The organism is Streptomyces sp. NPDC048002 (assembly GCF_040653275.1).
Classification (GTDB): Bacteria; Actinomycetota; Actinomycetes; order Streptomycetales; family Streptomycetaceae; genus Streptomyces.
Window position 1 is genome coordinate 118,776 of sequence record NZ_JBEZNL010000019.1, and the last position, 14,583, is coordinate 133,358.

The window sequence follows — 14,583 nt, forward strand, 5'->3', positions numbered from 1 at the left end:
ACCGACCGGGAGAAGGGCCGCTTGCTTGGACGTGTTCGTGTGTGCCGGGTGCGGCACGGAGCTGACCGCGCCGATGTCCGGAGTCGCGCTCCCCGTCCACACCCACTTCGGCGGCTGGGAGGAACTTCATCCCCCGCTGATGGAGCCGGGGACGTACGCGGTCGAGGCCCGGCCCACCGGGCCGCCCTGGCGGCTGTGGGAGGACGTCGACGAGGAGACGGCCGCCCGGCAGGGCGTGTACACACCCGTGTACCGGGTCTCCTTCGGCGCGCGCGACCGGATCGTGGTCACACCCGGTGACTCCCGGTCCATGACGTGGATCCCCGAGCGCTGCGAGGGTTACTGCCGAGGTGTGGACGGCAGGGACGGTCCGAACCTGGCGTGCGGGACGTGCGGGCGGGCCGTGGCGACACGCATGGACGACTGCGGGCTGTGGCAGGCGGTCTGGCTGGAGCCCGACGCCGTCGTACGCCGCCCCTCGGGCCTCCCGGCCGGCCCGCCTCCCGGGTGGCGGGACGTGGAGCGTGCCGAACACCGGGTCCCGCCCCACGAAGCCGACGGGTCGTGGAGCCGACGCTGGGAGGCGGCCCTCGGGGTCATGCTGGCCCACCTCGTCGTGGCGACCATGGGCCGCCCGGTGACGCTTCCTCCGGGCCCTGTGACCGAGTTGCTGTCGCACGCCGTCGGCCGCTGCCTCCCCACCGGGCCCGCACCACGGTCCGTGGGGCTCGCAGGGCCGGGAATCGCGGTGCCCCGGCCACGCCCCGACGTCCTGCTCGTCCCCCGTCACCCCCTCACGGGCGCACCCTGGCGCCCGCCGGGTGACGAGTGCGTCGTGGTGCCGCTGGACAGCGGCGTCTGGGCGTACCTCTCCGACCCGGACGACATCTCACCGATTCCCGCGACCGGCGTCCTGCCCGAGGGCGTCCTGCGCGACGACTATCCTCTGCCGCCCCGCCCCGGGTACCCGTTGCTGCCCCACCGCCACGCCTTCGAACTCACCCTGGCCGGTCTGCCCGCCGCCCGTGAACTCCGGCTGCGCATGTCGTAGTTGTCGCTCTTCGCCACGGCGTCAATCCTCGGCGGGCACGACACGGGTCACCTTGCCCTTCAGGTCGGCTTCCAAGTAGCCGCCGGTGTAGTCGTCGGCGCGGTAGACAGCCAGTGTCAACGGAGTGTCGAAGGTGTCCCACGCGGGCCGGACGACGATGTAAATCGAAGTGGGCTGCGGCACGTTGAGATCCTTCTCGGCCCGCTTCAGCAGGGCCGGAATGACGTCCCAGTCGAAGGCGTCGAAGGTGAAGGGGTGCTTGCCGCTGCCTATCGTGCTGCTGATGATGCCCTTCTCGACGCCCCGGTCGGGGCGGTACGTGTAGGTGTCGTACTTCGTGTCGCTGCCCTTGACCATCATCTGGGCGTGCACGTACTCGGGATAGATGGTCAGGTCACCCGCCCGATTCGTGCCCGTCTCCGCCTCGATCTCCGCCAGTGCCGTGCGGATGCCGTCCGGGGTGAGCAGGCCGTTCTTCGTGTCGTTCGCGGCTGCTGAGGCGGAGCCCGTCGCGTCGGGGGCCGTGGTCGTCGGGGTCTTCGTGGCGGCCGAGGACGCACCTGTCGAGCCGGAGGCCGTGTCACGGTCCTTCTCGCCGCCGTCCGGGAGCAGGGTCCACACCAGCACGCCCACCAGCACCGTCCCCACCACGGACGAGGCGACGGCCAGGCCGCGCCTGGAGCGGCTCTCGGGCCGTTGCGGCGTAGGGCGGGTGGGACCCGCCGGGTAGGGGGTCGGGGTGCCGTACGCCGGGGGGCCGAAGCCGGTCGGTGGTGGGCCGAAGCCCGTCGGTGCTGATGCGGTCGTCGGGTTCGGCGGGGGTGCCAGATGGTACGAAGTCGTCGCGGGCGCCGAGCCCGAGGAGCCGAGCGGGGTGCCCTCGGCGGCCGCGAGCATGCGGTCGGCCTCCGCGGTGTCCGGGCGCCGGGCGGGATCCTTGACGAGCATGGCGTTCAGGAAGCCGGTCAGCGGGCCGGAGCGCTGGGGTGGGGGGAGTTCCTCGCTGAGGAGCGCCGCCAGCGTCGCGAGGGTCGTGCCCCGGCGCAGCGGGTGATGCCCCTCGACGGCGACGTACAGCATCATCGCCAGCGACCACAGATCGGAACCGGGGCCGCCCTCACCGCCGGAGATGCGTTCGGGAGCCATGAAGTCGGGTGTGCCGATGAGGGAACCGGTCGCGGTGAGGACCGTCGACTCCCTGATCGCCGCGATGCCGAAGTCGGTGAGGACGGGCCGCTGGTCGGGGCGGAGCAGGACGTTGGCGGGCTTGACGTCGCGGTGCTGGATGCCGACGTCGTGCGCGGCACGCAGCGCGGCCAGTACCTCGCGGCCGAGCCGGGCGGCGGCGACGGGCGTCAAGGGACCCTGTTCGAGGCGGTCCTGGAGGGATCCACCGGTGACGAGTTCCATGACGAGCCACGGATAGGCGTGTTCGCCGCCGTCGACCACGTGGTGGATGGTCACGACATTGGGGTGGTCGACCCGGGCCAGTGCCCTCGCCTCGCGCAGCACCCGGGCGCGGAGCATCGCCGCGGCCTGCGGATCGTATTCGGCCAGGCCCGGATCCTGTGGCCGTACCTCCTTGAGCGCGACGGCCCGGTCCAGGACCAGATCGCGCGCCCGCCACACCATGCCCATACCGCCGCCGCCGAGCCGTGCCTCCAGCTCGAAGCGTCCGTCGATGACCCGTCTGCCGGATTCCCCGTCGCTCATGGCCTGGAGCCTACGAGATGCCGGTGACACTCCCACCGCGAGGTGGTACCGCACCGCGAGCCATTTCCGGCCCGGGCTCGGCCCCGCCGCCCGATCGCGGCTATATTCCCGCACACGGCCGACCAGGATCATGCCCGGTGCTGCGCGGCCGTGTCCGCACGAGCCGCCGAGACCGTGTCACCCACCCTCAGGGAGAGTCACCGATGCCCCGATCGACCTGGGCCCACAAGTTGCGCCGTACCGGCGTCCTCGGCGCGGTGGCCTTCACCGCCGTCGTCGCCGCCTCGGGGTCGGCCGCGGCGCACGCGGAGGTCGAGGCGGAGGGCGCGCGGGCGCTCGACCAGAACGTCGAACTCACCTTCACGGCGGCGTCGGAGTCCGGTTCCGCCGGCATCAGCAAGCTGGAGGTGATCCTGCCCGAAGGCATCACGCCCGAGGACATCAGCTACGAGAGCGGGCCCGACGGCTGGGAACTGGCCCCCACGGAGCGCGGGTACACGGTCTCCGGGCCGAAGCTGAAGGTGGGTACGGACGTCGAGTACGTCGTGACCGTACGCCAGTTGCCCGACGCCGAGTCGCTGATCTTCAAGACGCTCCAGTCCTACAGCGACGGCCAGATCGACCGCTGGATCGAGGAGGAGGAAGAGAGCGGTGGTGACGGTCATGGCCACGGTCATCCCGCTCCCCGCCTGGAGCTGAAGGCCGCCGCGCCCGGCGCGGAGTCGGTGAGCCCCACCCCCACGGAGGAGCCGACGACCGCCGCGCCCTCCGCCAGTGCCGCTCCGGGCGGCACGGCGGGCGAGGAGGTGTCGGCGAGTCCGGCGGCCGAAGCCGGCGAGGAGGGCGACGACGGCATGTCCCTCGCCGTACCGATCGGGATCGGGGCCACCGTGCTTGTCCTGGCCGGGGGTTGGTGGTGGTTCCGGAGCCGCCGTGCCACGAGCGCCTGAATCCGAGTGCTACGCGTCCGGGTCCCAGGCCAGGAGTTGGTCGAAGAGGTGCGGGTCGCCCTCGGCCTTGAGGGAGTCGACGGGGATACGGCCGTAGAGGGCCAGGACCATTTCACCGGCGGTGCCGTGCAGTGAGGCGTCGGCCGTCGAGGTCGGCGTCGTGGGGGCGTCGTAGATCTGGGCGCGTAGGTGTGCACGGTGATCTCCACCGCGAGATCAGGCGCCGAGGAATCCCGGCGACTGCAGGTCGAGTTGGCGGCAGAAGTCCACGTTGAGGCCGAGGATCTCGGTCATCGGGGCCGGCGCTCGGGTCGTCGCCGCCAGGTCCTCCTGGGCCTCCGCGGACCAGAGAAACGGTAGACGGTGATTCCCTGACCGGCCTGGAGAGCGGCCGTCTCCTCCTGCCAGCCGGGCCAGCGGAGCCCTTCGTAGAACTGGGCCCGCCGCTCGGAGACGATCCATGTCAGCCAGGTGCCGTAGCCCATGCTCAGGGCTTCCCATCCAGGGAGTCCGGGGCGAAGTACGTCATTTGGCCGGGGCTGCCGGGTCGCCCTGAGCCAGCCGGGTCGTGGCCGTTCAACGCGAAGACACCGCCGAGGACGTCCCGTCCGACGACGAGCCCGACCGTGGGCCGCCAGTCGAGGTCGACCGTTTCCGGGAAGCGGTTCACCGACGCGAGGTCCGGTGGATCGCCGGCTGCGCCGGCGGACCGGCCCGCGAAGACCTGGACCCAGCCGTCGTCCAGTACGAGCCCACCGCAGTGGAGCACCAGGGCGCCGAGCGCCGATCCGGCACTGACCTGCAACTGGAGCGGGGACGCGCTGTCGCCGCCGGGGCGGACCTCCAGTCCCGGCGCGGCTCCGGCGAACGCCTCCTGGAGCATGGGCCATGCCGGTGCGTCCACATCGACCAGTTCTTCCAGCGCTCGCATCCGCACATGATCGCACCGCTCAGCCCGGCTGCTCTTGGCCGGGGAGGGCCCCACCTTCGTACGGTGGGGCCCTGGAGGAGGAGTCAGGCCGGTTGCGCCTCCGTCTCGGTGTGCTCGCGCAGCGGCGGGAGGAAGCCCGCGACGACGACTTCATCGGGGTGCAGAACTACGAGCGCGTCGTCCACGGCCCCGACGGAGAGGTGCGCGTCGACGGTGAGCTGAACGGCATGGGCACCGTCATCGCGCCGGGCTCCCTCGCCGGCGCCGTGCGCTACGCCCACGAGGTGTCCGGCGTGCCGGTCCTCGTCACCGAACACGGCATCCAGACCCCCGACGACGACCAGCGTGCGGCGTTCGTCCCCGCGGCGGTCCGTGAACTCGCCCTCGCGGTGGACGCCGGCACCCCCGTCCTCGGCTACTGCCACTGGACCCTCCTGGACAACTTCGAGTGGATCTTCGGCTACGGCGCCCAGCTCGGCCTCTGCGAGGTGGACCGCCGGACCTTCGAGCGCCGCCCGAAGCCCAGCGCGAAGGTCTACGCCGACGTGGTCCGCGCCCACCGGGGCTGAGACCCGTGTCAGCAGACCGTGAGCGGTGCCCGTGCTAGTGTGAGCCGTTTGCGGCGTCGCCGGGTCGGCGCACCGTTCGGGGTCCCCGGCCGGTGGCCGCGTCCCCGCCGCGCCTTCCTCGGTACGGTCCCTGCGGAGGAAGGTCCTCAGTGAGCGAGTCAGCACCCACCGGCGCCCCTCAGGAGCCCGGTAGCCAGTCGACGGCGACGTCCTTCGCGGAGCTGGGGCTGCCTGCCGCGATCCTGCGGGTGCTGGACGAGCACGACGTGACCGCCCCCTTCCCCATCCAGGCCGCCGCACTGCCGAACGCCCTCGCCGGACGGGACGTCCTGGGCCGGGGCCGCACCGGATCCGGCAAGACCCTCGCCTTCGGGCTGGGCATGCTGGCGCGGACGGCCGGGCGGCGCGCCCCGTCCCGGGAGCCCCTCGCGCTCGTCCTGGTGCCCACCCGCGAGCTGGCCCAGCAGGTCGCCGAGGTCCTCACCCCCTACGCCGAGGCGCTGCGGCTCCGGCTCGCGACCGTCGTCGGCGGAGTGTCGATCGCCCGGCAGGCGGCCGAACTGCGGGACGGCGCCGAGATCGTCGTCGCCACGCCCGGCCGGCTGCACGACCTCGTCGAGCGCAGGGGCTGCCGGCTGGGACGGGTCCGCATCGTGGTCCTGGACGAGGCCGACCAGATGTGCGACATGGGTTTCCTGCCGCAGGTCACCGGGATCCTGGACCAGGTGCGCCCCGAGGGCCAGCGGATGCTGTTCTCCGCCACGCTCGACGGGGACGTCGACCAACTGGTGCGGGACCACCTGCGCGACCCCGCCGTCCACTCCGTGGACCCGTCCTCCAACTCGGTCTCCGGGATCGAGCACCACCTCCTCGTCGTGCACGGCCCGGACCGGTACGCGGTGATCACGGAGATCGCCGCCCGGGACGGCCGGGTCCTGTTCTTCCTCGACACCAAGCACGGCGTCGACCAGCTCACGCGGCACCTGCGGGCCAACGGGGTGCCCGCCGCCGCCCTGCACAGCGGCAAGGCCCAGCCGCAGCGCACCAAGACGCTGGCCCAGTTCAAGAACGGCCAGGTCACCGCACTGGTGGCCACGAACGTCGCCGCCCGCGGCCTGCACATCGACGACCTCGACCTCGTCGTCAACGTCGACCCCGCCACCGACCCGAAGGACTACCTCCACCGCGCGGGCCGCACCGCCCGAGCGGGCGGTACCGGCACCGTGGTGACCCTCGTACTCTCCGGGCAGCGCCGGGAGGCCGGCCAGGTCCTCACGGACGCCGACGTCACCGCGCGCGTCACCAAGGCGCGGTCCGGTGAGGCGGAGCTGAGCCGGATCACCGGCGCCAGGACCCCCTCCGGACGCCCCCTCGACGCGGAGTCGGCCGCGGCGCGCCCCAAGAACCACAACGCGCCCTTCCGCGGCATGGGCACCACCAAGGGCACCCAGCCCGCCCAGGGCGGCTCCGGCGGCAGGGCGTCCCGCAAGAGCAGCGAGGCGCGCAAGCTCGCCGAGGCCCGCAAGGCGGCGCGCGTACGGCGCGGAGGCTGACCGCGGCGTCCGTCGTACGGGCGGATCGACGGGCGGTGTGAAGCAGTTCACAGGAACTCCGCCGGGGTGGCGGAGAGGTAGTCACCGTGAACCAGTCAGAAGACGATCTGCGCAGACGCGTACGCGCCGGTGAGCGCGAGGCGTTCGCCGAGCTGTACGAGCAATGCGCCCGGCCCGTCCATCAGCACGCCCTGTGGCTCACCGGAGACCGGCCGACCGCCGAGGACGTCATGTCGGAGACGTTCCTGATCGCGTGGCAGACCCGGGACCGGCTGCACGCCGACGGAGGCTCCCTGCGCCCCTGGCTCCTGGGCATCGCCACGCACCGGGCGGAGAACGCCCGGCGGAGTCTGCGGCGCCGCCACGCGTTCCTGTCCCGCCCGCACAGGCCGCCCGTCGTCGAGGACTTCGCCGGCCAGGTCGCCGGGCGCGTCGACGACGCCCGCAGGCTGGAAGCGGTGCAGGACGCCCTGGACCGGCTGCGGCGTCCCGAGCGCGAGGTGCTGGTCCTGTGCGTGTGGTCCGGCCTCGACTACCGCCAGGCCGCCCAGGCCCTGGACGTCCCGGTGGGAACCGTGCGTTCGCGGCTGTCGAGGGCCCGCGCCAGGCTCGCCCGGCTGACCGACCAGGCGCAGAGAAATCCGGAACCGCGTACCGCCCGCGGAGAGATGAACGGTGAAGCCGCCATCGCGGCCCTGCCCCTGCGGGAGGAAACGGCATGACCCACGACAACCGTCGAGCGGACCGGTCCGACGACCAGGGTCCCCAGGCCGACATCGAGGAGCTGGCCCGGCTGCTGCCGGCCCCGGCTCCCGAGGAACTCCCGCGCGCGCAGCACCTTCTCCGCAAGGAACAGCTCATGCGACAGATGGACCGTGCCCCCGACCGTGACGGTGCCGCCGCCCGCCGCCCCCGCCCCACCCGGCGCCTGCCCCGCCCCGCCCTGCTCCTGCCGCTCACCGCCCTCGCCCTGGCCGGGGTGATCACCGCCGGCGTCACCCTCACCCCCAGCGACGACACACCGGCCACCGCCACCGCGTCCCCGAACGCTCGGCCTGCCGTCGCACTGCTCGACCGGATCTCCCTCGCCGCCGCCGCGGAGGACGCCCCGACGGTGCGGGAGGACCAGTTCGCCTACACCCGGGCCAAGGTCCGGGGCGCCGACCTGACCAGCGGCAAGGCGGTGGTCGGCCCGCTGGTGGAGTCCGAGACCTGGCTCGCGCAGCGGCCCGGCCCGCTCCGCAAGCTCGGACTCCGCAAGGAGAACGGCGAGTCGTTCGCCCTCAACGCCGAACTCGGCGACACCGACGGCACACCCGCCGGCTTCGGCCGCCCCACCTACCAGTGGCTGGCCTCCCTCCCCACCGACCCCGACGACCTGCTCACCTACCTGTACGCCGGGACGCCCGCCGTTGACGGCCAGGAACGCGACCAGGCGGTCTTCGACCGGATCGGCGCTCTGCTGGGCGAGTTGATGCCACCGAAGACGGCCGCGGCGCTCTACCGCGCCGCCGCGCGGATCCCCGGCGTCACCGAGGCACCCGCCGCGCGCGACGCCCTCGGCCGCCACGGCGTCGGCATCGCCCGCGACGACACCACCTTCCACACCCGCACGGAGTGGGTCTTCGACCGGGACGACCTGACGTTCCTAGGCGCTCGCAGCCGGCTCACCGAGGACACGCCGTACGGGGAGAAGGGCACCCTGATGTCCGGAACCGCGATCCTGGCGCACGCGGTCGTCGACAAGGCGGGCCAGGTACCCACCGCGGCACGCGAGAGCTGACCCCGGCCGGGTCGGCCGGGCCGGGTGGAGGCCCGGCCAGCCCGGATATCCCCATCTTTTATGATCTTTGTTCTGTGTTGTGCCGAGTTCCCCTGCGGAACCGGCGTCGAGGAACGTGGGGGCAGGGTGACGCGGGTGGCGTTCGGCGCGCTGCTGCGGGAGTTGCGGCTGGCCAGGTCACTGACGATCGAAGGGCTGTCGGAGACCTCCGGGATCAGCGTGCGGGGCATCGGTGACCTGGAGCGGGACCGCAGGGCGGCGCCGCAGCGGCGCACGGTCGCCGCGCTCGCCGACGGGCTGGCCCTGGAGGAACCCGAGCGGGCGCGCCTGCTGGCCGCGGCGCGCACCGGCCGCGACACGGCCTATCGGCCGGTGGGTGTCCGGTCCTTCCCGCGCGGGGTGGACGACTTCACGGGCCGGGACAGGGAACTGGCCGCGCTCGACGAGTGGGCGCGGCAGGCGCGGACCGCACCGGTCGTCGTGGCCGTCTGTGGGACGCCCGGCGCGGGCAAGACGACCCTGGCCCTGCACGCCGCGCGCCGGGTGGCCGACCACTTCCCCGACGGCCAGCTGATGGTCGACCTCCAGGGCACGCACGAGTCCCCGCCCGGGCCGGCCGAACTCCTCGTGACCGTCATGAAGGCACTGGGCACTCCGGACCGCGAACTGTCCAAGGCCGGACCGCACGGACACGCGGCCCTCTACCGGCAGCTACTCGCCGACCGGCGGCTCCTGCTCGTCCTGGACAACGCCCGCGACGAGGCACAGGTCCGCCCTCTGCTGCCGGGAGCCGGACGGGTCCTGACCGTGGTGACCAGCCGGCGCATGCTGACCGGACTGGACGGCGTGCACCGGCAGTGGGTGGGTCAGCTCGGCCCGAAGGAGGCCGCGGGGCTCCTCGCCTCCATCGTCGGCGCCGAGCGCGCGGCGGCCGAACCCGCCGAGCTGGCCGACGTCGCCGAACGATGCGGCTGCCTGCCGCTCGCCCTGCGTGTCGCCGGGAACTGGCTGGCCACCCGCACCGGTTGGACCGTGGGCAGACTCGCGCGGCGACTGGCGCTGGAGGAGCGCAGGCTGGACGCGCTGTCCGCGGGCGACGTACACGTGGCCGCCGCCTTCGACCTGTCGTACCGGCAGCTCACCCCCCAAGGCGCGCGCATGTTCCGGCTGCTGCCCCTGATCCCCGGACCGGACACGAGCGCCGCCGGCGCGGCCGCGCTCACCGGACAGGACCTGTTCGACGCGGAGGACACCCTGGAGGAACTCGTCGAGGCCGGGCTGCTCGGCGCGGACGGCAGCCGCTACCGGCTGCACGACCTGCTGCGCCTCTACGCCCGCGCCCGGCTCGGCGCGCACGAGCCGGCGGACGACGCGGAGCGCTCACGCCGGGCGCTGTACCGGTGGCTGCTGGAGACGACCGTGGTGGCCGGCCGCTGGTACGAGCCCGATCACGGTGCCCCGCCCGCCTCCTGGCGGGGGACGGTCGACATGTCGAGCGCGGAACGGGCCCGCGCGTGGTTGCAGGAGGAAGGGGTCAACTGGCTGACCGCGCTCCGCGCCGCGTCGGCGGAGGGCCGGCACGCCACGGTGGTCGAGGTCGCCGAGGCGCTGCACTGGTTCTCCGACCAGTGGATCTTCTGGGGCCACTGGGCCGAGGTGTTCGGCCTCGCCGTACGGGCGGCCGAGGCGCTCGGCGACCCGCTGGCGGAGTCCACCCAGCTCAACTACCTGGCCTGGGCGACCCTGTTGTGCGAGGCGCGGCCCCGGGACAGCCTGGCCGTCGCCGCACGCGCCCTCGGCGCGGCCGAACGCGCCGGCGACCTGTCGCAGCAGGCGTGGTCCCATCAGTACCGCAGCTGGGCCTACCGGCTGTTGGACGAAATGGAGTCGGCCTTCGCTCATGTCGACCGGGCGGAGGGCCTGTTCGCACGCGCCGACGACATCCACGGCCTGCTCCAGACCACGGCCAACCGCGCCCTCATGCTGGAGGGGGCGGGGCGCGCCGAAGAGGCGCTGGTGGCGTTCCGGGCGACACTGTCCGCGCTGGAGGCCAACGCGGACCGCGTCGAACCGTACGTCGCCGAGATGACGCGGCTCGGCGCGCACGGGGGACTGGGAACAGCGTTCGGCCGCCTGGAGCGCTGGGACGAGTCCGTGGCGCACCGCAAAACGGCCCTGGACCTCAGCCGCGCCATGGGAAACACCGCCATCGAGAGCAGACAACTGACCCTGCTCAGCGAAGCGTTGCTGGCGGCCGGCCGGACCGAGGAGGCGCGGGAGTACCTCATGGAGTGTGTGCGCCTGGGACCGGACGCGGACCCGCAGCGGGTGACCGTCGCGCGCGAGCGCCTGGCGCTGCTCGACGCCCCCGGCACCGAGTCCGTAGAGGGCGGACGCGGCCGCTGACTCCCCCGCCCTCGCTTTCTGCCTCCTTTCTGCCTGGAGACGTCGACGACCGGCTGCTTGGCTGGTCGCAGCGGGGAGAGACGGGGCCGCCGCCGTCACCCGACCCGGGCGGCGGCACCCGTCCCAGCTCTCCGCCGCGCACAGCACGGGGAGAGGACACACATGGGCCAGGTTTCACCGACCGACTCGATCCCGTTCCACGGACTGACCCGCACCACCCAGGTGGGATACGTGCGCATCCTCGACGTCGAGGCGGACGCCCAGCTTGTGCGCGGTACGACGACCCACCTCACCGCGTCGCCCGTCTCGTTCCTCGCCTTCGCCGTCCTGGAACGCGGTTCCGCGGTCCTCGCCCAGAACGACGGGCAGGTCTCCGCCGCCGCGGGCGACCTGCTCACCTGGGACCCGGACGTGGCGTACACCCTCTCCTTCGATGAGCCGTTCGCGTTGCGCGTCCTCCGCGTGCCACGGCGCGCCCTGCTGGTGCCGGACGCCGTGCTGCGGGCCTCGACGGGCACCGTCGTCACCATCTCGGAGGGCCTCGGATCAGCCCTGCGGGCCTTGCTCGCCGCCCTGGTCGCGGCCGGTGAGCCCAGCTCGACGGCGGTCGCCGACCTGTCCGCCGACAGCCTGGTGAACCTGCTCGGGGTGCTGCTCAGCGAGTCGGGGCAGCCGTCCGAGGGGGCCGGTACGGCCGCCGGTCCGGGACGGCACGACCTGCTCGCGCGGATCCGGGCGCACATCGACGAGCACCTCGCGGACCCCGGCCTCGGACCCGGCACCGTGGCGAAGGCGCACCACATCTCGGTGCGCTATCTGCACCGCCTCTTCGAAGGCGAGGGCATCACGGTGACCCGCTTCATCCAGCAGCGCCGTCTGGACCGGTGCGCCCGCGAACTGGCCCGCAGGAGCGACTCGCCCCCGACGGTGTCGTCCGTCGCCCAGCGCTGGGGATTCGCCAACGCGGCCCACTTCAGCCGCAGTTTCCGTGCCCGCCACGGCCACTCACCCGCGGCGTGGCGCGCCCTTGGTGCCGTGAACCATGAGGGTGTCCTCGTGCGGAGGGTGGAGAACGGCGCGATCCCCACGGTGCCGAGTCGCGGCTGACGACCTGACCGGCACGGTCAGCGGGCGTGGTCCGTCGCCGCCTGTGTGTACTCGCGCGCGGCGGCGCCCACGGCGACGTGGACGGCGCGGGCGAGGCGGGCGCCCCACACGGAGCGGGGGCCCGCGAAGGCGTGCGTCTCCTCGCCGGGCACGGGGGTGCGGGCGGCGACGCAGACGGTGTCCGTGGGGGTGCCGGAGCAGTCGTACCCCGCGCGGAGGAGCGCCTGCACCTTCGCCTCCGTCGCGGTGGCCACGGCGTTGACCAGGGCGGCGTCGGTCAGGGCCACCGGGACCACCGCCACGATGTTGACGGTGCCGGCCGGCAGTGCCGTGGCCGTTCCCTCGGCCGGGGAGGCGGCCCATCCGCGTACTCCGAGCCCCGCGGTGGCCAGCGCGGACACACCGGTGTCGATGGCGTCTCCGTGCAGGCGCACGTCGGCAGCGGTCATCAGCCCCACCCCCGGGCCCTTGGCGCCGACGCCGCGCGCGAGGTCGGCGAGGTGGCGCTCGGGGTCGACGCGGCGGTAGCCGTGGGAGACCTGGGCGTTGAGGATCCACGTGCGTTCGCCGATGCCGCCGCCGAGCACCGCGTTGCTGACCGTCCGCCAGCCGTCGCCCAGCCGCCACAGCAGACTGTGCAGACGCTCGCCGCCCTCGACGCGGCTGTTCATTTGCAGGTTGGGCAGGACCGAGGGAGTGAGGAACGACGGATCGACGGCGGTCACGGGACGGTCTCCTGGGGTTGGCCGGGGAGGACCCGAGCGATGCTACGTCGTGCGGTGGGGGCATCAGGGGGCGGGGATCATCCGGGGTTTCCGGGCCAGTGCGGTGAGCGCGGCCGTCGTCATCGCCGTGGTCGCCGTGGGCAGGGCGAGGGGCAGGTGCGGGGCGAACTCCGGCGAGTGGTTGGACGGCAGGGCGGCCAGGCGTTCGGCGACGGTCGCGCCGGTGGTCGCCGCCCATTGACGCGGTCCGACGACCCCGACCATCCAGTAGCCGAGCGCGATGCCCTCGCAGCCGTGGATCTCCCGTCCCGCGTCGCCGTACAGGGCGAAGTCCTCCGTCGCCATGGACGGCGCCCAGGGCATGAGCCGCTCGGCCCCCAGCACCTCCGTGTGGGCCTCGCGCACCGCCCCGGACAGGTCGGCGTCCGGGAGGGTCACCGGCGAGCGCGAGACGACGGCGATGTCGGGGTCGGCCGGGCAGCCGGAGGCGGCCGACTCGGCCCGTACGATCCGCTCCACGGCGGCCACCAGCCGGTCCAGCCCGGCCGGGGTCAGGGAGCGCACGGTGATGCCCAGCGAGGCGCTCTCGGGCACGATGTTGCTGTGGGTGCCCGCACGCAGCGAACCCACCGTCACCGTGGCCTGCTCCGCGGGCGCGCACTCCCGGGCCACGATCTGCTGGAGCCGCAGCACGACCGCGGCGGCGGCGACCACGGGATCCACCCCGAGATGCGGCGCGCCGGCGTGCCCGCCCCTGCCGTGCAGGGTGACGTCCAGGCTCACGCTGCCCGCGAGGACCGGCTGGCCGTACCCGTGCGCCACCATCCCGGCGAGCAGGGGCGCGGTGTGCTGGGCGAGGACCGTGTCGGGGGGCCCGAACCGCGCGTACAGGCCGTCGGTGAGCAGGGCGCGCGCTCCGGTCAGGGTCTCCTCGGCGGGCTGGCCGACGACGACCACGGTGCCGCTCCAGTCCCGTCGGCAGCGCGCGAGCAGGCCGGCGGCCCCGAGGACCGCGGCCGCGTGCAGATCGTGGCCGCACGCGTGCATGTGGGGCCCCTGCGCGGCGTACGGCAGGCCGGTCCGCTCCCGCAGCGGCAGCGCGTCGAGCTCGGTGCGCAGATAGACGCGTGGTCCCGGGCCGTTCGTCAGGACGCCGACCACTCCGTGGCCTCCGACGCCACGGGTGGTCACGCAGCCCTCCGCCTCCAGCGCGTCGGCGAGGCGGGCGGCCGTGCGGCTCTCCTCGCCGGACGGCTCGGGATGCCGGTGCAGGTCCATCGCGAACAAGGTCAGGGGGCGCAGCAGTGCGTCCAGGTGCGACAGGGCTGAAGCGTGCCTGCCGGAGGGGAGGGGCGGCGCGGAATTCATCACCCCATGATTCGCCGGGCCCTCGGTCACCGGCCTTCAGTTCGCTGGCACTTCGCTGGCACATCACTGCCACGCCGGGCGCGCGGGCCGTGCCGGCCGCGCGCCCCGCTGTCATCTCCCTGCCGAGCGACGGCAGCGTCCTGTCAGCGCGCGGCGCGGGATGCGTCAGTGGCGCCCGCTCCAATGAAGAGGTCAACACCGCGGGACCGGCCCGCAGGTGTGTGTACGTCAGGAGTCACCATGGCCGACAAGTCGACCCTCGCCGCCCTCGCCGACGAGATCCTGGAGCTGGAGTCGGAGACCTTCGAGATCTCGGACTACTCGGACGCGAGCGAGGTCGTGCTCGCCGGTTCCACCAGCTGCTCCTCCACCTCGACCTGCTCCTCCACCACCAGCACCACCTCCTGCAGCGCCTGATCCCCGGGGG

The 14,583-nt window shown here is 73.4% G+C and carries 13 protein-coding genes and 1 pseudogene; 9 read left to right on the top strand and 5 right to left on the bottom strand.

Features of this window, described 5'->3' with window-relative positions; all coding sequences use genetic code 11:
• Positions 1-31 precede the first annotated feature (31 nt).
• Positions 32-1,051 (top strand): hypothetical protein, encoded by a 1,020-nt coding sequence (locus AB0E07_RS23370; RefSeq protein ID WP_362255379.1) that lies wholly within the window; start codon positions 32-34, stop codon positions 1,049-1,051.
• 21 nt (positions 1,052-1,072) lie between these two features.
• Here AB0E07_RS23370 and AB0E07_RS23375 read toward each other — a convergent pair whose 3' ends face one another.
• A complete protein-coding gene (locus AB0E07_RS23375; RefSeq protein ID WP_362255311.1) occupies positions 1,073-2,764 on the bottom strand; it encodes a serine/threonine-protein kinase in 1,692 nt (563 codons plus the stop codon).
• Positions 2,765-2,967: 203 nt separating this feature from the next.
• On the opposite strand from AB0E07_RS23375, the gene AB0E07_RS23380 reads away from it, so the two are divergent.
• Complete coding sequence (locus AB0E07_RS23380) at positions 2,968-3,714, top strand: DUF1775 domain-containing protein (RefSeq protein ID WP_362255314.1); 747 nt, start codon at positions 2,968-2,970, stop codon at positions 3,712-3,714.
• Positions 3,715-3,723: 9 nt separating this feature from the next.
• Here the strand turns inward: AB0E07_RS23380 and AB0E07_RS23385 are convergent, their stop codons facing one another.
• Positions 3,724-3,891, bottom strand: coding sequence for a hypothetical protein (locus AB0E07_RS23385; protein WP_362255382.1), 168 nt, complete (start codon positions 3,889-3,891; stop codon positions 3,724-3,726).
• A gap of 113 nt (positions 3,892-4,004) precedes the next feature.
• Positions 4,005-4,645 (bottom strand): annotated as a pseudogene (locus tag AB0E07_RS23390) (DUF2625 family protein).
• Positions 4,646-4,737: 92 nt separating this feature from the next.
• Here AB0E07_RS23390 and AB0E07_RS23395 point away from each other — a divergent pair.
• The 6 genes from AB0E07_RS23395 (at position 4,738) to AB0E07_RS23420 (ending at position 12,063) form a co-directional block, all read left to right on the top strand.
• Positions 4,738-5,214, top strand: coding sequence for a family 1 glycosylhydrolase (locus tag AB0E07_RS23395; protein ID WP_362255317.1), 477 nt, complete (start codon positions 4,738-4,740; stop codon positions 5,212-5,214).
• 149 nt (positions 5,215-5,363) lie between these two features.
• Entirely contained in the window at positions 5,364-6,767 is a 1,404-nt protein-coding gene (locus AB0E07_RS23400; RefSeq protein WP_362255320.1) for a DEAD/DEAH box helicase, read from the top strand.
• Between the two features lie 107 nt (positions 6,768-6,874).
• Complete coding sequence (locus AB0E07_RS23405; protein WP_362255385.1) at positions 6,875-7,489, top strand: RNA polymerase sigma factor; 615 nt, start codon at positions 6,875-6,877, stop codon at positions 7,487-7,489.
• Positions 7,486-8,550, top strand: coding sequence for a CU044_5270 family protein (locus AB0E07_RS23410; protein WP_362255323.1), 1,065 nt, complete (start codon positions 7,486-7,488; stop codon positions 8,548-8,550). The genes AB0E07_RS23405 and AB0E07_RS23410 overlap by 4 nt, the downstream gene beginning before the upstream one ends.
• Positions 8,551-8,676: 126 nt before the next feature.
• A complete protein-coding gene (locus tag AB0E07_RS23415; RefSeq protein WP_362255326.1) occupies positions 8,677-10,956 on the top strand; it encodes an NB-ARC domain-containing protein in 2,280 nt (759 codons plus the stop codon).
• Between the two features lie 162 nt (positions 10,957-11,118).
• A complete protein-coding gene (locus AB0E07_RS23420) occupies positions 11,119-12,063 on the top strand; it encodes a helix-turn-helix domain-containing protein (protein WP_362255329.1) in 945 nt (314 codons plus the stop codon).
• A 17-nt stretch (positions 12,064-12,080) separates the two neighbouring features.
• On the opposite strand, the gene AB0E07_RS23425 is transcribed toward AB0E07_RS23420, so the two are convergent.
• Positions 12,081-12,734: an adenosylcobinamide amidohydrolase gene (locus AB0E07_RS23425; RefSeq protein ID WP_362255389.1), complete on the bottom strand. Its 654-nt coding sequence runs from the start codon at positions 12,732-12,734 to the stop codon at positions 12,081-12,083.
• 117 nt (positions 12,735-12,851) lie between these two features.
• Positions 12,852-14,156, bottom strand: a complete 1,305-nt coding sequence (locus AB0E07_RS23430; RefSeq protein ID WP_362255332.1) for an amidohydrolase — start codon at positions 14,154-14,156, stop codon at positions 12,852-12,854.
• 240 nt (positions 14,157-14,396) lie between these two features.
• Here AB0E07_RS23430 and AB0E07_RS23435 point away from each other — a divergent pair, with 240 nt between their 5' ends.
• On the top strand, positions 14,397-14,573 hold the full coding sequence (locus AB0E07_RS23435; protein ID WP_053760578.1) for a thiazolylpeptide-type bacteriocin: 177 nt from the start codon (positions 14,397-14,399) through the stop codon (positions 14,571-14,573).
• Positions 14,574-14,583 lie beyond the last annotated feature (10 nt).